Annotated in this window: 19 protein-coding genes and 1 pseudogene; 5 read left to right on the forward strand and 15 right to left on the reverse strand. The window is 59.4% G+C overall.

Annotation, left to right across the window (positions count from 1 at the left end; translation table 11 throughout):
* Positions 1-22 precede the first annotated feature (22 nt).
* The 3 genes from JMY29_RS16705 to JMY29_RS16715 all read right to left on the reverse strand — a co-directional run bounded on the left by JMY29_RS16705 (position 23) and on the right by JMY29_RS16715 (position 2,053).
* A complete protein-coding gene (locus tag JMY29_RS16705; protein ID WP_018778767.1) occupies positions 23-205 on the reverse strand; it encodes a hypothetical protein in 183 nt (60 codons plus the stop codon).
* Positions 202-969, reverse strand: a complete 768-nt coding sequence (locus tag JMY29_RS16710) for a class I SAM-dependent methyltransferase (RefSeq protein WP_189076669.1) — start codon at positions 967-969, stop codon at positions 202-204. The genes JMY29_RS16705 and JMY29_RS16710 overlap by 4 nt, the downstream gene beginning before the upstream one ends.
* Positions 970-1,414: 445 nt before the next feature.
* Complete coding sequence (locus JMY29_RS16715; protein ID WP_189076670.1) at positions 1,415-2,053, reverse strand: hypothetical protein; 639 nt, start codon at positions 2,051-2,053, stop codon at positions 1,415-1,417.
* 698 nt (positions 2,054-2,751) lie between these two features.
* On the opposite strand from JMY29_RS16715, the gene JMY29_RS16720 reads away from it, so the two are divergent.
* Both JMY29_RS16720 and JMY29_RS16725 read left to right on the forward strand, forming a co-directional pair.
* On the forward strand, positions 2,752-3,036 hold the full coding sequence (locus JMY29_RS16720; protein WP_039242945.1) for a hypothetical protein: 285 nt from the start codon (positions 2,752-2,754) through the stop codon (positions 3,034-3,036).
* A 115-nt stretch (positions 3,037-3,151) separates the two neighbouring features.
* Positions 3,152-3,442, forward strand: coding sequence for a DUF4190 domain-containing protein (locus JMY29_RS16725; protein WP_181423339.1), 291 nt, complete (start codon positions 3,152-3,154; stop codon positions 3,440-3,442).
* 35 nt (positions 3,443-3,477) lie between these two features.
* Here the strand turns inward: JMY29_RS16725 and JMY29_RS16730 are convergent, their stop codons facing one another.
* Positions 3,478-3,636: a hypothetical protein gene (locus JMY29_RS16730; protein ID WP_189076671.1), complete on the reverse strand. Its 159-nt coding sequence runs from the start codon at positions 3,634-3,636 to the stop codon at positions 3,478-3,480.
* Positions 3,637-3,814: 178 nt separating this feature from the next.
* On the opposite strand from JMY29_RS16730, the gene JMY29_RS16735 reads away from it, so the two are divergent.
* Positions 3,815-4,276, forward strand: a complete 462-nt coding sequence (locus JMY29_RS16735; RefSeq protein ID WP_039242947.1) for a DUF5956 family protein — start codon at positions 3,815-3,817, stop codon at positions 4,274-4,276.
* On the opposite strand, the gene JMY29_RS16740 is transcribed toward JMY29_RS16735, so the two are convergent.
* Positions 4,257-5,072: a hypothetical protein gene (locus JMY29_RS16740; RefSeq protein WP_189076672.1), complete on the reverse strand. Its 816-nt coding sequence runs from the start codon at positions 5,070-5,072 to the stop codon at positions 4,257-4,259. The genes JMY29_RS16735 and JMY29_RS16740 overlap by 20 nt on opposite strands.
* 152 nt (positions 5,073-5,224) lie before the next feature.
* On the opposite strand from JMY29_RS16740, the gene JMY29_RS16745 reads away from it, so the two are divergent.
* On the forward strand, positions 5,225-5,719 hold the full coding sequence (locus JMY29_RS16745) for a hypothetical protein (protein WP_229778695.1): 495 nt from the start codon (positions 5,225-5,227) through the stop codon (positions 5,717-5,719).
* A 25-nt stretch (positions 5,720-5,744) separates the two neighbouring features.
* On the opposite strand, the gene JMY29_RS16750 is transcribed toward JMY29_RS16745, so the two are convergent.
* On the reverse strand, positions 5,745-6,119 hold the full coding sequence (locus JMY29_RS16750) for a hypothetical protein (RefSeq protein ID WP_018778758.1): 375 nt from the start codon (positions 6,117-6,119) through the stop codon (positions 5,745-5,747).
* 346 nt (positions 6,120-6,465) lie between these two features.
* On the opposite strand from JMY29_RS16750, the gene JMY29_RS16755 reads away from it, so the two are divergent.
* Positions 6,466-7,512 carry a PDDEXK nuclease domain-containing protein gene (locus tag JMY29_RS16755; RefSeq protein ID WP_189076673.1) on the forward strand — a complete coding sequence of 349 codons (1,047 nt, stop codon included), beginning with the start codon at positions 6,466-6,468 and terminating at the stop codon, positions 7,510-7,512.
* Positions 7,513-7,570: 58 nt separating this feature from the next.
* Here JMY29_RS16755 and JMY29_RS16760 read toward each other — a convergent pair.
* The 9 genes and pseudogenes from JMY29_RS16760 to JMY29_RS16800 all read right to left on the reverse strand — a co-directional run bounded on the left by JMY29_RS16760 (position 7,571) and on the right by JMY29_RS16800 (position 18,390).
* Positions 7,571-8,739, reverse strand: a pseudogene (locus JMY29_RS16760) (Gfo/Idh/MocA family protein).
* Positions 8,740-8,744: 5 nt separating this feature from the next.
* The gene (locus JMY29_RS16765; protein ID WP_079582114.1) at positions 8,745-9,491 is read right to left on the reverse strand and encodes a ThuA domain-containing protein; all 747 of its coding nucleotides are present in this window, start codon (positions 9,489-9,491) and stop codon (positions 8,745-8,747) included.
* Between the two features lies 1 nt (position 9,492).
* Complete coding sequence (locus tag JMY29_RS16770; RefSeq protein ID WP_189076674.1) at positions 9,493-10,596, reverse strand: Gfo/Idh/MocA family protein; 1,104 nt, start codon at positions 10,594-10,596, stop codon at positions 9,493-9,495.
* A gap of 62 nt (positions 10,597-10,658) precedes the next feature.
* Positions 10,659-11,561 carry a carbohydrate ABC transporter permease gene (locus tag JMY29_RS16775; protein ID WP_189076675.1) on the reverse strand — a complete coding sequence of 301 codons (903 nt, stop codon included), beginning with the start codon at positions 11,559-11,561 and terminating at the stop codon, positions 10,659-10,661.
* Positions 11,558-12,499: a carbohydrate ABC transporter permease gene (locus JMY29_RS16780; protein WP_189076676.1), complete on the reverse strand. Its 942-nt coding sequence runs from the start codon at positions 12,497-12,499 to the stop codon at positions 11,558-11,560. The genes JMY29_RS16775 and JMY29_RS16780 overlap by 4 nt, the downstream gene beginning before the upstream one ends.
* Before the next feature lie 2 nt (positions 12,500-12,501).
* Positions 12,502-13,809 carry an ABC transporter substrate-binding protein gene (locus JMY29_RS16785; protein WP_189076677.1) on the reverse strand — a complete coding sequence of 436 codons (1,308 nt, stop codon included), beginning with the start codon at positions 13,807-13,809 and terminating at the stop codon, positions 12,502-12,504.
* Positions 13,810-14,009: 200 nt separating this feature from the next.
* On the reverse strand, positions 14,010-15,005 hold the full coding sequence (locus JMY29_RS16790; RefSeq protein WP_189076678.1) for a LacI family DNA-binding transcriptional regulator: 996 nt from the start codon (positions 15,003-15,005) through the stop codon (positions 14,010-14,012).
* A gap of 622 nt (positions 15,006-15,627) precedes the next feature.
* Positions 15,628-16,716 carry a hypothetical protein gene (locus tag JMY29_RS16795; RefSeq protein ID WP_189076679.1) on the reverse strand — a complete coding sequence of 363 codons (1,089 nt, stop codon included), beginning with the start codon at positions 16,714-16,716 and terminating at the stop codon, positions 15,628-15,630.
* 33 nt (positions 16,717-16,749) lie between these two features.
* A complete protein-coding gene (locus JMY29_RS16800; RefSeq protein WP_189076680.1) occupies positions 16,750-18,390 on the reverse strand; it encodes an NACHT domain-containing protein in 1,641 nt (546 codons plus the stop codon).
* Between the last annotated feature and the right edge of the window lie 1,143 nt (positions 18,391-19,533).

Below are 19,533 nucleotides of genomic sequence, written 5' to 3' on the forward strand. Positions count from 1 at the left end.
GTCAGAGCGGACCGCGGCATTATCAGCCGCGGTCCGCTCTGCGTTCCAGCCGGGAACGCCAGTAGGCTGTGCAGGCAGCGAGGGCGCAAACGACTCCGGTGGTGAGCGACCAAACGGAGTCGCTGGCACCGGAAATGAAGATGTACAGGGAATAGAATCCCAGGACCATGGCCAGGATTAGCCAGCTCATCGATTTGTTGCTCATGGACGATCCTTTACATCTGTCTGGCCCTGTTGATTCCGGGCGCACACCCAAAGGTAGAGCTCTTGAATGTCGGCACTTTCGGGGACAACCGCGATGGGCCGGCGCTCCAGAACGCTGAGACCCTCCGCATTGAGCTCTTCTTCGAGGAGTTCGGTGCTCACTAAAGCGATATCACTCGTGTACTCAGACGACCGGTAGGTTCCACACTCGTTGAAGCTGACGTAGCTCATGTTCAGGTGACGTGCGCCGTTAAGGGCATCCCGGCTTTCAACAGTGATCAGGAATGCGTCCTCCCCCAGTTGGGAAATTGTGGTGCCGCCGTTGATGGTTTCCTCCTCGGCGCGGTGATCAGCATTGACCACGGTCATCAGGAAGCGTCCGCCCGGAGCCAAGCCCCGACTCACCTCGCGGAACAGCATCCGCCTGCGGCGCGGCTCAAGGAGTGTGGCATAACTGGCCCCAAGGACGACGCAGCCATACGTTTCCACCAAAGCGGCGCAAGCTGTACCCACCTCTCCCAAAGCCACCTCCCGCCTCAAGGAACGGAGATGCCAAGTGAGGCGGCCTGAACCTGGGGCCACTTCAAGGATCGGCCCATGGGTTTCACCAACCGCGGCCATGATCTCGGGAATCTCCGTCAGGTCCTTGGAGAGGATGTGGTCATAAAGGCGGCATCCATGGATCTCCTGCTGGTCTCTAGGACGGCTTCCGCCTTCCAAGGCCTGCAGGACAGGATCAATGGCCCGTTCCGGTGTGGTTGTCATCTGTGACCTTCCCCCAGTTTCGGCGTGTTCGTTCTTGGAATCGACACTACGTGCGGCCGGGGGCGCCACAGGGCGGAACGGCAAAACTAGGTGGTGAATCGGACGAAATTAGGGGCTGTTTGGGTTCGTCTAGGTGGTGTAACGAGCCTCGTCTAGGTGGCCCAAGCCCTTCAGACGTGCAAACCCTCGGCGCCGGTCAAATGTCCGTGCGCCGAGGGCTCACCGCCAGGATGCCTACGGGGTCTTACCGCCAGACGGCTTCCTGACTTTTCGGGAAAGCCAGATTTCGTTGGCCGCAAAGGGGATGAGAGCAATGAGCGGTATTGCGACGCCGTGCCAAAACGGAACCATAGAGAACACGAGCGGCACGAATGAAGCAACGAAAATTGCTGGATGAACGTACCTGTACCATTTCATGGTTTCTCCCTGGTCAGCAGCGCCTCTGCTACCAGCAGTCCCGCGCTGGCATAGTCGCAAGGCCACCCCGAGGGTTGTACAAGGGAACGCCGTAACAGGTGTTGCTATTGATGTACGAAGGCCCCCAAACGGAAGCGACAGCATCCACTACGCCCTTGACGCCGGCAATACCGACAACGGTACAGATCTGGCTAACAATCTTAGACAGCGCTCCGGAAAGCCGCGTGAAGGTACATCCAGCCCATGCCCCACCAGCCCCAAGTGCGACTGAAATGGAGCTGAAGGCCTTTATCTCCGCGCCCCAGACGGCGAGCACCGGCCACGGAATCCACTGGATACTTGGATCCGCCTTTACCGGGTAAGCCGTAGAGGCATCATGGGCAATTGTTTGGACGAGCTGCGAACCTACCAGGGAGAACGATGTGGGCACCTTCGCCCCGTTGGCATCGTATGCCCACGGAACCTGAACCAGACCCAGCGGTTTGCCGGTGGCGTCGACGATCCGAACAGAACCGTCAGCGTTCACTTCTGCTGACGCCCCTGAAGGAAGATCCAAATCGAATCGATACTCGTGGGGCGCCGCTTCACCCTCGATGCTGATGATGGACTGACTTCCGTACTCAGTTGCGTAGGCGGTGACCGATGCCCCGGGCAGCGCTGTGCTCACCAGCGGAGCATCCTCGCCATGAAAGAGCCCAGCCGGTACTCCGCTTAGATCCACGTCGTCGGGAAGCGCAGGAGTCCCGGGAAGCGATACCGAGATGCTGTCTTGCGATTGTTCGTCGGTTGTAACTATTTCAGTGCCCGCAACCGGTACGGTCGCGATGGGCGATTTGGCATCGCCCCTCAACGGATTCGACCGTGTGTGTTCGATCGCGCGTGAACCACCCCGGTGGTCATCGGCCACAGCAGGCCCCAGACCGGCTGCCAAGAGACAAGCGCTCAGTGTCGTGGCCAAGACCACCCTTGTGGACATCAAGAGATTCTTCTTCAAATTTCCTCCGATGTAATTGGATACTTTTGCATCCAAATTTGGTTGCGGTGAACACCGCACCTATCGGCATCTAACTGAACGAAAATGCTTGCACAGGATCGAAATTCAAAATTAGGTAGCGAAATCTATCAAATTAGGTGGTGATATGTGGTCATCTAGGTGGTGATCCGCAGTCGTCTAGGTGGTGATACAGCTACCCGTTGCGCACCATCATGGGGCGCCCTTGTCGGCAGGCTGGTGACCGCTCCACCACCTCGACGGCTCTGACCGACACTCATTTTTGACCTGGCGAGCACCTAGAGAACCCCAAAAGACCACTCATTTCCTGTCGTGCTACTCGTGAGTGCTGTTGATTGATGCATCCTGGCCAGATGAAGTTATTGACCCTTACGGCGGCCGCGGCGCTACTCGTTACTTCCGTTATCGCGTTCTTCAGTAATCCATTGATGGCCTGGCTGGCCTTGGCCGCTGCCGTTGGCATGGTTGCGACCTACGTGGCCCACAAACGGCAGCCCTTCATCGCTCCTGGACCGAGGCAACGGAAAGGATCGGCGTGGCGGACGTCGGCGTTGTGGTTGAAGAGCCGACGGTCAGCGGAGAACGACGCAATAGTTGCTGCTGTGGTGCCGGGTTTGGAGGCAGGCGGCCACGGGTGAACTTGCTGCGGCTGGGGTCACTCTGATCGTTTACCTTCTCCGAGAACCCGCCCCCGTAAGCATCCGCTTCGAGGCTAGACTGAATTGACACTTACGAAATGGGGAAACTGTGAGTTTGTCATCTACATCGGCACCGCTGACCAGCACGCGGGTTAACAAACTGGCTATCCTGGCAATTCTCTTGGGCGCTTTTGCCTTTTCCGGGATTTGGTTCTTTGGCTTAGGCATTCTCGCAACATTCGCCGTCGGGGCCGGACACGTCTCGTTGAATCAGATCCGTCGAAAGAACGAGAGGGGTCGCACACTGGCGATTCTGGCCCTCGTAGTCGGCTATGGACTTGCCACCTGGGCCCTGCTCAACGTGGTCACGTATATCCCTGTTGCTCTGCAGCAGATGGCCCAGTAACGCAGCCAGACTCGACCGGTGGCTGAAGGAATGTCTCAGCCGTCCCCAGTGCGCGCAGCCCTCTTCAACTCAGCGATGCGCAGTCGTAAGAAGATAATGGTCAAGACCAAGGCATACACCGCCAGGACGGCCACCACGATCACGATGACGGCGTAAAGAATTCCGATAATTCCAAAAGCCGGACTCAAGTTCATTGCTCCCCCAAGAAGTCGTTAGACCCAATGCTAAGCAGACCATCGGCAATTTTCCTGGACGTTGGATGGTGTGCCAGATTTGTTGCCCAGCACCGACGGATGACAGGTGTACGGCAGCCGCTCGAAAACCCATTCTGTATCGACCCAGGGACTTGCTTGCTTCGATCAAGGATGAAAGATGGTGAACATGACTCACGACCCGTGGGAGTGCACTGACCTGCAGGAGCCTCCACAGGATTGGATACTGGCTACGGAGAATGGATGGGGCGCCTTAGTCACCTGGGCCGCCGGTCCGGGCAACGTTGCGAGGGTACTCGCAGCATCCGGTGGCCGTAATGGTTCCATTGCCCGTCGCCTGCCTGGGGGCGAAGAACAGAGACAGCAATTCCCGCTGACAGAAGCGGATCTGTCATCCATCGACGATGACGTCGATGCCTATCTGGCCGACGCGGGAATCCCGCCAAGACCCCGCGGATTCTACTGGTTCATCCGGCGTCCGTCCGGCGTCGACCTTGACGACGATACGTTTTGGGGTGCCATCTGGGATGCCACAACTGCGCGACTTCCGGTCGATGGACTACGTCCGTCCACAATGGCAGGTCCCGCGAAGGAGGCCATGGCTAGCTTTTACCGGGGCTGAGACTCGACGAGCCACCCGGCGCCCAGTCGAGGGTTTCAAGAAGCGGGTTGGCGCGAAGTTCGTTGATGAGTTCTGAGCTGCTGCTGACTTTGGTCGCCCAAAGATCGTAATCGGTGTAAACAAGCCAGGATCTATCGGATGACCAGATGTTCGCGGGTGTGAAGACTTGGCGATCTTCGCTGATCTCTCGAATAAGGGAGGGGAGCTTCGTCAAGTTCGTGTCATACACGGGTGCTTCGCATGGGTCCGGATAGGTGCTGAATACGTTTGCGAAATAAACAGAGCAATCGGCGGTGGGCGAATACCTCGAAAGGACATCGATAAGCTCGGAGAAGTCTTCCTCAGACATGGAACCTTCGGTGGGCAACTGGATATTTGCCGGGAAGTCTGTTGCGGGAAACCATCGGTAACACGGTGGGGGACCTCCAGCTGGGTGGGGATGCGGGAACCGGAGTAGCATTTCAGCCCACGTCCGCCGCTGCCAATCTGCCGGCGGCCTTTTCGCGTATCCAAGTTGGCTCCCCGTAGCAATCGTCATTTCGTCAAGGTTGACCTCGCCAACCATCAGGGGTTCCTCATCACCCGCCACTATGCTGGCTTTACGCAACTCATCATGAGTCGGAAGCGTTCGGTTGGACGGGAGTTCGTAGAACGCGTTGAGGATCCAGGTGGAGTCCTCCCAGCCAGCAGCATCCATGCCCGTGAAGTACGGCAGATCTCCTTCGCTCCGTGCCTTCAACCAACCTAGGTTGCCTCGGCTTGGACACAAACTGCTGTGCTTTTCGTACCAGTGCATTGGGACCCCCATCAGTTCAGGCAATCTCATCACGGCAACGATTCGAAGCAAAACATTCGAAGCAGGTTCGGGAGGTGTGTTCACAGGCTCACGGAAACCATTCCGGCCCCTGTAGCAACTCCGACCGCAAATGCTCGTGGCATAGAATCGCCGTGAGGGCGAAGCAAAGCGCCGAAAATTCGGCACCGCTGATGGGGGAAGAGGTCAGAATGTTCGGTTCGAAGAAGAAGCTCAACGGTCTGGTGGAGCATCTCAGGCCGGACCTGAGTCGGGAGTCCCTCGGCGTCGGCCCCAATTTCCCGGGCGTCGCCCCGAACCCGCTCCTCAGCGGTGAAGCGCGGAGGCGCAATGCGGAACTGCGCAACGGGACGCTGGCGCTTGGTGTTCTCGTTGACTGGCGCGAGGTCAACAGCAACCCGCGCGTTGTCCTGATGCTCGACGTGGAGACCGCCGACGGCATCTCGTTCCGCGGTATCGCAGACGAAAGTCTGACGATTACCGCCCTCACCCGGCTTGCTCCGGGACAGACGTTGCCAGTTCGCTACCGGCCAGCCGTCATGGACCACTACGTTGCACTTGCCACGGACGCGAACCCCGCCGACGTGCAGCAGCTTTCTGACGTGATCGCGAGCCGAAAGCAGACCTGACCCATCAATGGATTCATTAGATTGATTAGAGCTCCCTTTCGTACGGAATGACGACAACCTGAACATCGTCCTCATAGAGGACGTTGCCCGGATCGCTTGAGTAGACAGCCCTGCAGGGAACATCATGTCGGCGCAGAAGATCGATGTAGAAATCCGTTTTCTCCAACAGGTGAGTGGCCGACACTTTGAACCACGCTTGCGCACCCGGCCTTGCATAGAACGATGCCTCAGGCGTGACGTAAGCCGCGTCGTAAAAATCGTTTGCCCTTCGCCAGCTGCCCCAATCTTCGGCGCTGAGGCTTCCCTCCTTCGCCAATCGGTTCGCCAAGGCGAAGATACCGAGATACCGCCCCTTGGCATCAGTGGCAGTCGACTGGTAGCGCACAAAGCGTTGTCCCATACCCCTAGATAACCAGCAGGGCCGCCGCGTGCCCGGGATTGAAGAGCGACGCCGGACCACGCGTTGTCCCCCCGGAGCGGCGCGAGCTTGTCATACCTAAACTCGATGTCTGGGTTCCCATGGCAGCCGTGAGCTGGTGATTCGCCGGCGTGGCTGCTGTTGGAGGCAGGCGGGCTCGGGTGAGTCGTCCAAGAACATGGGCCATGTGGTCCGTTCGTCTGGTCGCAATTGTGCAAAGCCGCTTTGCACAATTGCGACCGAGCGTGTTCACTCGGCGCCGCAGCCGGAACTACTCACTGCTGGGCATGAGCTTTGATTGTCGGAGGGGCAGGCTACGGTTTCCACCATGAAGTCGATTCACCCCGAGCTACCAGGTCCATACGCCGAGGTTCTTGCCTCTGTGAAGGATCAAGTGCGAACGGCACAGAGCCGCGTCCAACGCGTGGTTAACGTGGCGATGCTGAAGTTGTACTGGGGTATTGGGCGCACAATCCTCGATCGACAAACTACCCAACCGTGGGGAACTAAAGTGCTTGACCGCCTTGCAAACGACCTGCGGAGTGAATTCCCCAGCATGCGGGGCTTCTCCCGACGCAACCTCTTCTATATGAGGGCCTTTGCCGCAGCTTGGGATTGGCCGGACTCGGGAGTGCAAAGCAGCTTTGCACAATTGCCGTGGGGCCACATCATCGAATTACTCAAGCTAAGGGATCCCGTGCAGCGGGACTGGTACGCGGCTCAGGCGGCGCTGCATGGCTGGACGCTTCCGGTACTTCAACATCAAGTCCTGACCCGTCTTCGTGATCGCACGGGGAAAGCACCGAACAATCTCGAACATCGTCTCCCCGGCGAGGGCGCAAACCTTGCTGCCGACCTAGCCAAGGACCCGTTGGTCCTGGACTTTCTTGGGCTGACAAAGGAGGCAGAAGAGATTGCGATAGAAGAAGCAATGACTCTTCGGATGTCGCAGACACTGGCCGAATTTGGCCGCGGCTTTGCGTTTTACGGTCGCCAGTACCACTTGGACGTTGACGGAGAAGACTTCTACATCGACCTTCTGTTGGTTCACGTGCCGACAAACCGTTTCGTCGTCGTTGAACTGAAATCAGGCAAATTCCGGCCGGAACACCTCGGTCAATTGAATTTTTATGTCGCCGCCATAAATGACATGGTGCGGTTCCCGGGCATGGAACCGACCGTGGGAATCCTCGTTTGCGGCTCAAAGCACGAACGGACGGTTCGCTATGCCCTTGACGGATCGTCGCAGCCCATTGCAGTGAGCTCCTACACCTACGACGCCCTGCCTGCCCAGGAACAAGCTTCGCTGCCGTCGCCTAAGGCTATTGACACTGCCCTTGCACAGGGTTTTTTGCCAGAAAAGCCAGCTGAATGAAATGGGCCGCCGGTCGCGAACCCTGAGTTCGTGAGAAGGAAAATACTTCGCCGCAGATTCACGCCCTGACGCCAACCCGCTCCCGAACCTCCTTCACCGCACTCCTGTTCCGTGCCGACTCCTCGACGGCGGCCAGCACCCGCTGGATCTGCAGCCCGTCATCGAACGACGGCGACGGCTGGCTTCCGTCGCGAACGGCAAGCAGGAAGTCGCGCACCTGGTGCGTGAACGTGTGCTCCCAGCCGATGATGTGCCCTTGCGGCCACCACGCCTCGAGGTACGGATGCTCGGGCTCGTTCACCAGGATCCGCCGGAAGCCCTGCTCCCGCACGGGAACCGTAGCGTCCAGGAAACCGAGCTCGTTCAGGTTCTCCAGATCGAACGTCAACGAACCCAAAGACCCGTAGATCTCTATCTTCAAAGAGTTCTTCTGTCCCGTAGCCACTCGTGACGCTTCTACGGAGGCACTCACGCCGCCGGTCAGGCCCAAAGTGGCCCACGCGGCGTCGTCGACTGTCACTTTCTCCCGCCCAGCGACACCGGGGCGTTCAGTCACAAAGGTCCGCAGCGTGCCTGTCACCTCAGTGACGGTCTGCCCGGTGAGGTGCTGGACCTGATCGATGGCGTGGGAGGCGATATCGCCCAGCGCTCCGGAGCCGGCCGTCTCCTTGCGGAGCCGCCAGCTCATGGGGGTTTCGACGTCGGAGAGCCAGTCCTGCAGGTAGGCGGCACGGACGTGCCGCACGGTTCCAAGACGCCCTTCGGCAATCAGTTCGCGGGCCAATGCAAGTGCAGGAACGCCGCGGTAGTTGAAGCCGATCATCGATTGCACACCCCGGCCCCGCGCCGAAGCTGCGGCGGTAGCCATCAACTCGGCCTCTTCCAGAGTGTTGGCCAGCGGTTTCTCCACGAGCACATGCTTCCCGGCGGCCAGAGCTTCCAGAGCGATCTCCGCGTGCATCCAGCCGGGCGCGCAGATATCCACAATGTCGATGTCGTCACGCGCAATCACGGAACGCCAGTCCGTGGCTGACTCGGCCCAACCGTACTTGGCAGGGCCTCGGCCACCGCCAAGGTGTCCCGGCCAACCAGCACTTTCTGCTCGAAGGCCGGGACGTCAAAGAAGCTGGCCGCGTTCCGCCACGCGTTCGAGTGGGCCTTCCCCATGAAGGCGTAACCGATGGCGGCCACGCCCAACGGACGGCCGCTAGGAAGAGGAGTGTTCATCGTCTTTAGGCCTCGAACCAGCCCCGTGAAGGGTTGGAAACCTCGGGTGACTCCCGGAAGACACCCGGCTGGGCCACCCAGCCGACACCGTTGGCGATGACCTTCTGGATCTGTGGCTGGTGGTACACCGGGTATTCCTGGTCGCCGGGGCTGAAGTAGAAGATCCGGCCCTTGCCCCGGGAGAACGTCACACCGGAACGGAACACCTCTCCCCCGGTGAACGAGCTGATGAAGATCAGGTCGTCGGGCTCCGGAATGTCGAACAGCTCGCCGTACATCTCCTGCTGCGGAATGACGATCGGGCTCTCAATACCCGCTGCGATCGGGTGCGACGGCTTGACCGTCCACACCAGCTCGCGTTCGCCCTCGTTACGCCACTTCAGCGAGCAGGTGGTTCCCAGCAAGCGGGTGAAGATCTTGGCGAAGTGCCCCGAATGGAGCACCACAAGGCCCATGCCGCCGAGCACGTGGCGCTGCACGCGCTCCACCACCTCATCAGCGACTTCCCCATGCGCAATGTGCCCCCACCACAGCAGCACGTCGGTCTGCTCCAGCACTTCCTCGGAGAGCCCGTGCTCGGGATCGGCGAGTGTCGCCGTCGTGATTTCGGAGTCCGGGTAGAAGCCGCGCAGCCCGGCGGCGATGGCGCCGTGGATCCCTTCGGGGTACATCTCGCCGATGGTTGCGGGCTCGTTACGGGCCTCGTGGACAGCTTCGTTCCAGACGACAATCTTCAATTTCGCATCAGACATTTCAGAGCACCACTTCACGTTGTTCAAGGGCGGATTTGTAGCAGGCGTCGAGCACCAGGGCCCGGCTGAGGGCAAGGGACCCGTCGTGGCTTCCCCACACCGTTTCGCCGCCGCGCACAGCGGCGATGAAGTCGTCGACGACGGCCTGGTGGGCTCGCCCGGGTTCGGCCACCACTTCGAAGTCCGCGTTTTCGCCGTCCTTCTCGGTGAAGACGTGAACGTCCGCTACCGGGTTCTCGGAGGCGCCGACCGAGCGCAAGTCCGCGCCGCCGTCGGTCCCGTAAACAGTGAAGTCCATAAGGTCCCGCTCGTCGCGGTACGTGGCCCAACCGGCTTCCAGGATCAGGGTTCCGCCGCCTTCCAGCCGGATGAATGCGGAGGCGAAGTCTTCCACTTCAAACTTGTGGCTGGAGTTCGACGCCGTGTACCGGGCGTTGCCGCCGAGGCCGCGCGGGCCGAGTTCGGAATGGGTCGAGGCGGAAACGGCCAGAACCTTGGGCTCGCCGAGGAGATGCAGCGAGTAGTCCAGGACGTGCACGCCGATGTCAGCGAGCGGTCCGCCGCCGGCGAGTTCCGGGTTGGTGAACCAGCTGCCCAGCATCGGAATGCCCTGCCTGCGGAGCCAGGATGCCTTTGCGTAGTACGTGCGACCCAGCGTGCCGGCGTCGATTACTTCCTTGAGCGCCTGGATGTCGCCGCGGCGGCGGTGGTTGAACGCGACGTCCAGGACGCGTCCGGCCTTGCGGGCGGCGTCCACCATTTGTTGACCCTCGACGGCGTTACGCGCCAACGGCTTTTCGCTCAGCACATGCAGTCCCCGCTCGAGCGAGGCAATGGCGATGGGTGCGTGCAGGAACGTCGGCACGGCGACGCTGACGGCGTCGAGGCCTTCGAGTTCGATCATGTCCTCCCAGCGGGCGAACGCGTGGGGAATGCTGTACTCCTCCTTCAGCTGGGCAAGGAGGTCGGCTTCCATGCCCGCGACGGCGACGATCTCGACGCCGTCGATGTTGCTGTACGCCTTGAGGTGCTGCTGGCCGGCCCAACCGATGCCCACAACTCCCACCTTGAGGGTTGTGGACGGGGCCTGCTGCTGAATGCTCACGTTGTTCCTGTTCTTTCCGGGTTTCTGGGAGTCAGTGGGTGGATCTTGGATTTGTGACGGGGTCAGCCCTTGACCGCGCCGGCCGTCATGCCGGAAACGATGCGCTTCTGGCACAGCAGCACGAGGATCACGAGCGGGACGGTGATGATCACCGATGCGGCGCTGATGGTGCCGAGGGGTTGGTCGAACTCGCTGGTGCCGCTGAAAAACGCGATCGCGACAGGCACGGGCCGGGCTTCGGGCGAGGTGGTCAGCGTGACGGCCAGGAGGAATTCGTTCCAGACCGAGATGAACACCAGGATCGCCGTCGTCGCCAGGCCGGGGACCGCCAGCGGCAGGATGACCTTGCGGAACGCGGTGAACGGCGTGGCGCCATCCATGTACGCGGACTCCTCCAGTTCACGCGGTATCTCCTTGAAGAAGGACGTCAGCGTATAGATCGCCAGCGGCAACGCGAACGTCAGCTTCGGAATGATGAGGCCAAGCAACGTGTCGTACAGCCCGATCTCGCGCCAGATGGAGAACATCGGGGCCGCGATGGCGATGGCCGGGAACGTGGTGACCGAGAGGATCAGCGTCAGGATCATCGCCTTGCGGCGCATCTTCAACCGGGCCAGCGCATAGGCGGCAAAGGACGCGAAGACCAGGGCCACGGTTGTAGTCACGACAGCGATGATCACCGAGTTGCGCAAGGCCAGGAGGAACTCGGGGTTCTGGAAGACCACCAGATAGTTCTCCAGGGTCGGCTGGCTCGGGAAGAGCTCACCTTGGGACAGGCTCGCGCCCTTCTTAAGGGAGGTGTTGACCAGCCAGTAGAACGGGATGAGCGAGAAGGCCATGACCGCCACCACGAACACCCACACCATGGGGTGCAGCTTCGCCTCCCCACGCAGACGACGACGTTTCGGCGCCTTGGCGCGCGTGGCGAGTTCCGGCGTCGGGCGTTCTGCGATCAGCGTGCTCATTGTTCCTCCTTCGCGACGTCGCGGATGTTGCCGCCGGCGAAGCGGACGTAGATAACGGAGACCACCATGACGGTGAGGAAGGTCAGGATGGACAGCGCCGAACCTTCGCCCACCAGCCGGTTTTCGCGCAGCTGGGTGTAGGCGAGCATGGACATGGATTCGGTGCCGTTGGCTCCGCGGGTGAGGACGAACGGCAGGTCAAAGACTCGGAGGGCGTCCATGGTGCGGAAGATCGCGGCAAGGACGATCGCCGGGCGCAGGAGCGGCAGGGTAATGTTCACGAAGGTCTGCCATTTGCTGGCGCCGTCGAGTTCCGCGGCCTCGTACGTTTCGGCGGAGATGACCTGCAGGCCGGCCAGAATGATGAGCGCCGCGAACGGCGTGGTCTTCCAGACGTCGGCCATGACGATCACGGCCATTGCGTAGCCGTGCTCGCCGAGCCAGACGACGTCGCCGCCCGGCAGCCCCAGCGTTGAGAGGACGTTGGTGACCAGGCCCATGTTGGGCTGAAACATGGTTTGCCAGGTGATGGCGCTGACCACGGTGATGATCGCGTACGGCAGCAGTACCACGGTGCGCAGGACGGCCCGGCCCTTGAATGCGAGGTTGAGCAGGAGCGCCATGGCCGTGCCGAGGACGAGTTCCAGGCTCACCGAGAGGCCTGCGAACAGGAACGTCTGGCCGAACGCCGCCCACCACTCCCGGCTTGCGAGGGCGTTGATGTAGTTTTCCAGGCCGACAAAACGGGAGAGGCCTGCGGTGCGGACGCTGTACTGGTTCAGCGAGAGCCAGATCGCGTAGCCGATGGGGACCGCCGCAACCAGCGCCATGATGACCAGCGATGGGGCGGTCATGCGGAACGCGAGCTTGCGTTCGGCGCGGTCGCGGCCGCTTGTCTTCGCTGGGCCGCGGCTTGGCGAGACTGTTCTGGTGGCCATGGCTAGAAGCTCGCCTTGGCGGTGGAGATTTCGTCAGCCATCTTCTTCACGGCGTCCTCGGTGGAGGCGGTGCCGGAGAGGACGGCGTAGACGTTCTTGTAGATCGCCTGCGAGATCTGCGGGTAGACCGGGGAGATCGGGCGCGGCTTGGCACCCTTCACCGAGGCGAGGAGTTCAGTGGCGAACGGCATCTTTTCTAGCACAGCCGCGTCAGAATAGGCGGCCTCGTTGACCGGGGCCTGCGAGTAGTCCATGGCCACGTGCTTCTGCCAGTCCGGTGTGGTGGCGAAGTCGATGAACGCAACAGCTCCGGCCTGGTTGGTGGAGTGCGCCGAGATGGCGAGGTTCCAGCCGCCGAGCACGCCGGAGGCCTTGCCGCCTTCCCACGCGGGCAGCGGCGCGACCGCGAAGCTGGATGCCAGCGGTGTCGCGTTGAGCAGGCGGTAAACGTGCGGCCAGTTGCGCTGGTATCCGAAGTCGCCGGACTCGTAGGCGAGGCGGGCGGGGTCTTCGTTGTAGGTGAGGACGGCGCGGTCGGCTGAGCCGTTCTTGAGGCCGTCGCTCATGAAGTTCAGGACGTCGCGGGTTTCCTGGGAGTCGATTTTGACGTCGCCCTGGTCGTTGAGGACTTCGCCGCCTGCGCTGTAGAGCATTTCGAGGAAGTTCACCGTGAGGCCTTCGTACTGCTTGCCTTGGTAGACGTATCCGTTGCCGGGAGCCTTAGCCGCTTCTGCGTAGAGCTGCTGCCAGGATTCGGGCTTGGCTACCTTGTCCTTCTGGTAATAGATCAACCCGGCGTTGGTGAAGAACGGCGAGCCCCAGTACTTGTCCTGGTACTTGGTGGTTTCCACAGTGGAGGGAATGAGCCGGTCCTTGTTGGCCTCCACCAGTTTGGTCTGGTCCAGCAGCCAGCCTTGGGAGGCGAACTCGGAGGTCCAGATGACGTCAGTGACGAAGAGGTCGCACTCCGTGGACTTGCCTTCGAGCCGCTGCACGATCTGCGTCCGGGCTTCGTCCGTGGTGGCGCCGATCTCGGTGTACTTGGCCGTGACCTTGCCGTTCGCCTTGGTGAACGCCTCCGCCGTGCCCTTATAGATACCGCTCGCGTCCTTGACGCCGCAGATGTTCACGGCACCACTGGCATTAGCGCCCGACGCCGGATCGGCAGCCGCCGCTTGCTCGGCACCTTGGGGCGCTGCTCCCCCGCCGCACGCGCTGAGGAGGAGGGCAGCGGCTATTGCGGTCGCCGCGAGGGCTTTGCGTTTTGCGGCTTTGTTCTGGAGCGGAGAGGCAGGTCGGTTCAAGTCCACAAGTGGCTCCTTTGGTGGCTGTGGGTGGGTGGCGTTCAGTGCGCGTTTGGGCTGTCCCGCGTCCTGAGGGGTGGCTTCTTTGCCGATGGTTCTTGGCATCCGTGGAATCGATTCCAAATGCTGCTTGAAAAACGGCCTTGCGGCCGTGGAATCGATTCCAAAGTAGTGTGACAGGGGCCACTGAGGGCTGTCAACCCTCTTTATTTGGTGGAGTCCCTGATGACGAGTTCGTGCGCAAGGAAAGTTCTTCCCTTACGATGTGAGCCTTCGACGGTCATCCGCTCCAGGAGTTCAGCGAAGGCTACGCGGCCCATTTCGTAGGCTGGTTGCCTTACGGTGGTCAGCTCCGGGACGCACATTTCTGCCTGGGCTGAGTCATCGAAGCCGGCTACGGCGATGTCATCTGGTACGCGGAGGCCGGCATCCGTGAGTTCCCTGACGCACCCGGCCGCGACGATGTCGGTGCCGCAGAAGACAGCGTCCGGAAGGTCTTTGGCTTTGAGGAGCTTCTTAGCCAGGGTGCGACCGGAGTGGAAGCCGAAGTTGCCCTCTCCGAGCAGGATCTGGTCTGGTTCCAGGCCCGCTTCCGTGAGGGCTTGGCGGAAGCCTTCTTCCCGCAGCCGACCAGAGCGGGCACCCCTGTGGGCGAGCATGGCCAGCTTCTTGGCGCCCGTGTCGATCAAGTGCTTGGTGATGTCGTAGGCGGCTTGACGGTCGTCAATGGACACTCCGAATGCCGCCTCGGCATCGACAATTTCACAGACCTGGATGACGCTCAGTTGCTCGGCGACTGTGTTGACGTCGTCGTCCGGCATCGTGGGCGAGAAGATCACCAGTCCGTCTACGGAGCCGTTACGCAGCATGTCGACGAGTTGTTGTTCGCGGTCGAGGTCTCCGTCGGTCGCTGCGATAAGGCTGACGTAGCCCGAATCAGCCGCAGCGTCGCCGACACCTCGGAAGACTTCACTGATCACGAGGGAGTCCAGATTCTTGGCCAGCGCAAGAACGCGCATGGTCCGGTCTCTTCTGAGATCCCTTGCTGAGGCGAGAGGACGATAGCTGAGCTCCCGGATTGCGGCATTGACCTTCTCCTTGGCGGCGGCGCTTACCGAGGAGCTCCCATTAAGGACGCGCGAAACCGTCCCCACGGAAACACCCGCAGTCCTGGCGACATCCTGAACTGTCGCTCGAGCCATTCGATTGTCCTTCCGCGAGCAGTGCCGATGATCCTTGCCGCCACGCCTGTGCCATGCCCAACTCTAGCGACTTCGACGCCCGTTCAAACACCGCCAAGACGGCATCGAAAAACTCCCTATCTGTCACAACTCGTGAGTGCACTGCCATAACGAACCGTGATTCTTGATTCATTTCATTGATGAAATACGTCAATTGGCAAAGCTGCATGGACGGATCTGCGGGTCAAATAATCACCACTGGCTAGGAGTATCAGCACCGTTCACAGGTGGATCCAGACTAGTCAACGACGGGATTTCCTTTTGACTACGCGCGATCAAGTTGAGGCTCATCTGCGGACAAGCGAAACCTGAATGAACTCGCGCTAACTCCAGCTTGCCTGATCTTCGCCACGTCTGTCATCGCATTACGCCATTTAGGAATCTCGTCGACCTCGCAGGAATGAACTAGGGACACTTCCGACCGGACTCGGCGCGGCTCTGAACTCATTAACCACTTCAAGAGGATGAGGGATTTCACGGCCGTGAACTCTAAGTCGAAATGATAAGCACAAGCTAGCAATAATCGCGCATCCCTCCGGAAGCTATCATCGGCGATGACCGGGCTGGGGTCCAAGCCATAAATTCATCGCAAGCCGGACCACGCCGCTCGGGATCCTGCTAGGATCACGCCGGTCATGCGCAGTTCCACTCCTGCGTCCTCTTCAAAGCTCACGTTCATTCCCTCTATCAACAGCGCGTCCTGCAGCAGGGTGTCATCGGTCCAAACGAGTAACCCAGTCTCTGGAAGGATTTCATCTTCGACAGTGAAGTGTACACTCCGAGATTCTCCCGGTTCGAAATCGATGTCTCGTATATTCCGCAGTCGCTTGGGATTGCCATAAGCAGCGAGTTGTCCAAACACGTCACTTCCGGCCCTTGCGATCAAGGTATCAATCGACGAAAAGGCATCAGCATACAGACGCGCCACACCTGACAGTGACTCCACTGCCTCTGCCATCACATTTTCTCTGTATTCATTTCTGGGAACAACAAGATCGGGTTCAAAGTTCCCTATAACCTCAGGCTTCAGCTTCTTTCGCAAAGATTGCCTTGCGGAACTCAATTGTTCTATAGCATCGGCACTTAGTTCATTCGAGATGCGTTCGAAGCTTTTCCATTCATCAGTATTTTCAAATGCGGAACAAACATTCAGGCTAGCCTTGTTCAAAAGGAGTACCTGCTCTTGATTTGCATTCAGAAGAGCGCCGACATCATCGGGGTGAGATCTAAACTGCATGCCGCTAGAAAAATCAGCTCTACTCCAGACAAATCGCCAAGTGAATTCCGGAGTAGTAAGAGGGCTATCTTGGACAAGCTGGGGTACAAGCAAGCTCGGGTAACGAGGTAGCCGCGAACGAATCCAGGCGATAGATTGCCGGTGCGCCTTTTCTATTCGAGCAGCGTCTGCGAGCCAGCCTTGCATAGTAGCACTAGAATACTCGGTGATCCCCGGCACGTGTTGGTGAAATAGGGGAATAACGGAGGAACACCTAAGGGGACGATTACCTATACGTGCGCCAGCAGCATCGTAATGCTGTAGGGTTCCGGGTAGTCCGCTTGACCGCTCCACCGCATTGCGAGGCAATTCTGACGCAAACCGCTTGAAAACAGGCATTTCGGCCCAAAGAATGGCTAGATCATTGATAGCCTTCCAAAGCTCTGTATAAGCCATGACACCTTTCAGGTGGTTAAGTTGCAATGACAACTACCTTACGCTTGCCCACCACGGACGTGTAAGGTCGTCAAGAGCTTTGAGGATCTTCTTGGATGCTTCGCTCTCTGGAGCTACCGACAGCAGGTGGCGGATGCTGCTTCTGCCCTTATAGGCATCGACAACGGCGTTTTCCCCCTCGGATGAATATCGAGTTACAGTGACTTCTTCAGCTGGGCGGTAAGACACAGACCAGTCCCCGTCATGCCGATCATCCACTACAGCATGCAAACCCATGGGCCCGACGGCCGCTATCAGGTCGCGCTCATGCCCAGGGGGTGCAATAGCCGCAATGTTAGAACGCAGATTCTTTGCCACCTCCTTGGCGTGCGACTCCAGAAACAAGACCGCTTCGTTGGCGTCCCGTGGATGGGGCGATCCAAGGCCACTGGACGAAAGCTTCTCGCGGATCCAGCTCCGCCAGAGGCGAGAGACAATGGCCAAGGCTCCCCCCACCACCACAGCGGCGGCATTGCCGTCCAAGAGGCCATCAAATTCGTCCGCCGAGATCCACCGCGATGCACCTTTGTCCGTGCGGAATGCGACGACGCGTCCACCAGTTCCCCGGTGGAGCATGACTCCTAAATCCATCATGCCCGTCAGCATTCGTAAATAATCTGCAATCTGGGATGGAGCATCCTCATCTAGGTCGCCCTTATCAAATTCTGCCAAACGAACCGTTAAGAACGGACGATCCCTGATCACTAAGGTTGCGAGTTCGGTACTAACTCCCCCCATCTCTGCGGTAAAGAGGATGCGCTGGTCATCTGATGCAATTAGTCTTGCTGGCAGTTGAGCCAAGTTTGAGGCACACGCTTTACCGGAAAGGAAATCTGCAAATGAGTCGTGCAAGGGAGCTACAGTTTGGGTGTACCCGATCGGAACCACCAACCCGCTGCGTCGAGCCGCAGTGTTTATAGTCTCGTCGTTGATTCGTACCGATAGCTCGAGTTGCACTACGCTCTCGGCCAGCAGTCTATCCCACTCGAATGGGTCCGCGTAACGCCGTCCCTGGTCTAAGAGGTCGGTGAAAACCTTTCCCAAGCAAGCAATAACGTATGATAGGTGTGTGGCCCCAGAACGTGCTCCGAGGCGTTCGATAAACTTGTCGTAAAGCATGGATCGACTGCCAAATGATTCGCCCTCGGCCATCAGATCGAGCCCCATACTGAAAAGCATCGGATTGCCCCGCGCATCTCCTAGAGCCTTGTCTACATGAGCAACTAGGCTTCTCGCATGATCTAATTTATCGCTAGAAAGCTTGTCGGTTCCGGCCAGCGACTGAAGGATCGATACCCCCAACTCGAGCCTTTGTTCCCGCCCTAAGTCAACAGTCAGATACGCGTCCGGCACCGAACTAGCCGGCAGCACTTCTCGTAGGGCAGCAATATCCCGTCCAAAAAGGAAAACACGCGCCCCTTGGCGTGAAGCAACAAGCGTTCGGATATCAGCCTGGAGAGCCGCTCGGGCGTCCGCGGGTATTTCTGAAACTCCGTCGATGATAATAGCTACGTCATTGTCAAACAATGCCTGACGGCCTGTTGAGAAAGGAATCTCCTCATTTACCACGCTGGCGATGGAATCCGCGGCAAGGGCTTCAATACGGCCTGGTACATAGGTCTCCGCGTGGGCCACCAATACTATTTTTCCCGATTCAGCCCCTCGTCGACGGAGTACGCGAGCGGCCGTAGATTTCCCAGTGCCGGTCCTACCGACAAGAATGACGGGGCCTTGGCCGCTTAGCATGGACAAGACTGTAGAGGGTTCTTCACCTTTGGCAGCCCCCTGGGGAGATCGCAACCTCTGATCAGTCTGAACCAGAGGTTCAATAACACCTCTGAGGTCCGAGCTCAGAGCACCCGACAAGTATGAACTTCGAATCCCTCCAAGCCACCGCTTGGAGGCCGGCTGGTCCTCAGGAACCCCAAGTGTCTTCGCAATCTCGCCCCGACTCACTATGCGAGCGTTGGCGGCGGCTTCGCTTGCCCGCGTAAATAGCAATTCAAAGAGCCTGCCCACGGCCGCCTCTGATCGATCGTAAGCGTCTTCAGCGGTCCGAATGTCAGGGAGCATAGCTGCTACTTGCTGCCTTGCCCTAAGCAGAACGGCGCCAGCGCTAGTTGGATCCACCCTTATCCGTGCATTCGAAAGTGTCTCACAAGTCGAGCTATCTGGGTCGACGCCGAGGAGTGAGGCTAATGCTTTCCGGCGCCCGGCGGACGCCTCTTCCAATGCGTCCTGTACGGACTTCCCCGTGGGCCCCAACCTGCCGTCAGTGAGGAACTCGAAAGACGCATCAGCAGCATCCGGCAGGTCCGCCCAACGACGCATTACCCCAAGAAGCTCGGATTGGCCCCAAGTGTACTCAACTTGACGGGTTTTTACCTGCTTCCCGTGTCGCAGTCCCCCGTCCCTCGCGAACAACTCGATATCCACGACGTCATCAGCGCCTTCAACTCGCAAAGCTCCCAAGTCGTCGCTGTCCAGTATGTCAATAGCCGCCAGAACCGCTTGAGCCTGCTGGAACGCGATTCCCCTTACCGTGTCTACGCCTGCCATTCCAATATCCTGCCACGCCCGGCTGTCATTACGATTTCGCACCGAGACGACTCCCGTTACATCGGTACATACTTAGGGCCGTTGTCGTTGACGGACCCAGTTCAGTCTTTATGTCGAACGACCTCCAAGCCTAGAAACTATCTGGACAAGTTCGATGTAAATCGCAGTGGAATGCTTGTCCCCAGGGCAAGAACATCCCCTAACTAACAGTTCCGGCAG

Origin of the sequence: Paenarthrobacter nicotinovorans (genome assembly GCF_021919345.1) — a bacterium.
GTDB classification, from domain to species: domain Bacteria; phylum Actinomycetota; class Actinomycetes; order Actinomycetales; family Micrococcaceae; genus Arthrobacter; species Arthrobacter nicotinovorans.

Bases quoted from the DNA above. Each gene is read 5' to 3' on its own strand.
- JMY29_RS16720 (WP_039242945.1), top strand. From the start codon at position 2,752: ATGAAGTTATTGACCCTTACGGCGGCCGCGGCGCTACTCGTTACTTCC.
- JMY29_RS16790 (WP_189076678.1), bottom strand. From the start codon at position 15,005: ATGGCTCGAGCGACAGTTCAGGATGTCGCCAGGACTGCGGGTGTTTCC.
- JMY29_RS16755 (WP_189076673.1), top strand. From the start codon at position 6,466: ATGAAGTCGATTCACCCCGAGCTACCAGGTCCATACGCCGAGGTTCTT.
- JMY29_RS16775 (WP_189076675.1), bottom strand. From the start codon at position 11,561: ATGAGCACGCTGATCGCAGAACGCCCGACGCCGGAACTCGCCACGCGC.
- JMY29_RS16780 (WP_189076676.1), bottom strand. From the start codon at position 12,499: ATGGCCACCAGAACAGTCTCGCCAAGCCGCGGCCCAGCGAAGACAAGC.
- JMY29_RS16735 (WP_039242947.1), top strand. From the start codon at position 3,815: ATGGTGAACATGACTCACGACCCGTGGGAGTGCACTGACCTGCAGGAG.
- JMY29_RS16705 (WP_018778767.1), bottom strand. From the start codon at position 205: ATGAGCAACAAATCGATGAGCTGGCTAATCCTGGCCATGGTCCTGGGA.
- JMY29_RS16795 (WP_189076679.1), bottom strand. From the start codon at position 16,716: ATGGCTTATACAGAGCTTTGGAAGGCTATCAATGATCTAGCCATTCTT.
- JMY29_RS16765 (WP_079582114.1), bottom strand. From the start codon at position 9,491: ATGTCTGATGCGAAATTGAAGATTGTCGTCTGGAACGAAGCTGTCCAC.
- JMY29_RS16740 (WP_189076672.1), bottom strand. From the start codon at position 5,072: ATGCACTGGTACGAAAAGCACAGCAGTTTGTGTCCAAGCCGAGGCAAC.
- JMY29_RS16710 (WP_189076669.1), bottom strand. From the start codon at position 969: ATGACAACCACACCGGAACGGGCCATTGATCCTGTCCTGCAGGCCTTG.
- JMY29_RS16730 (WP_189076671.1), bottom strand. From the start codon at position 3,636: ATGAACTTGAGTCCGGCTTTTGGAATTATCGGAATTCTTTACGCCGTC.
- JMY29_RS16750 (WP_018778758.1), bottom strand. From the start codon at position 6,119: ATGGGACAACGCTTTGTGCGCTACCAGTCGACTGCCACTGATGCCAAG.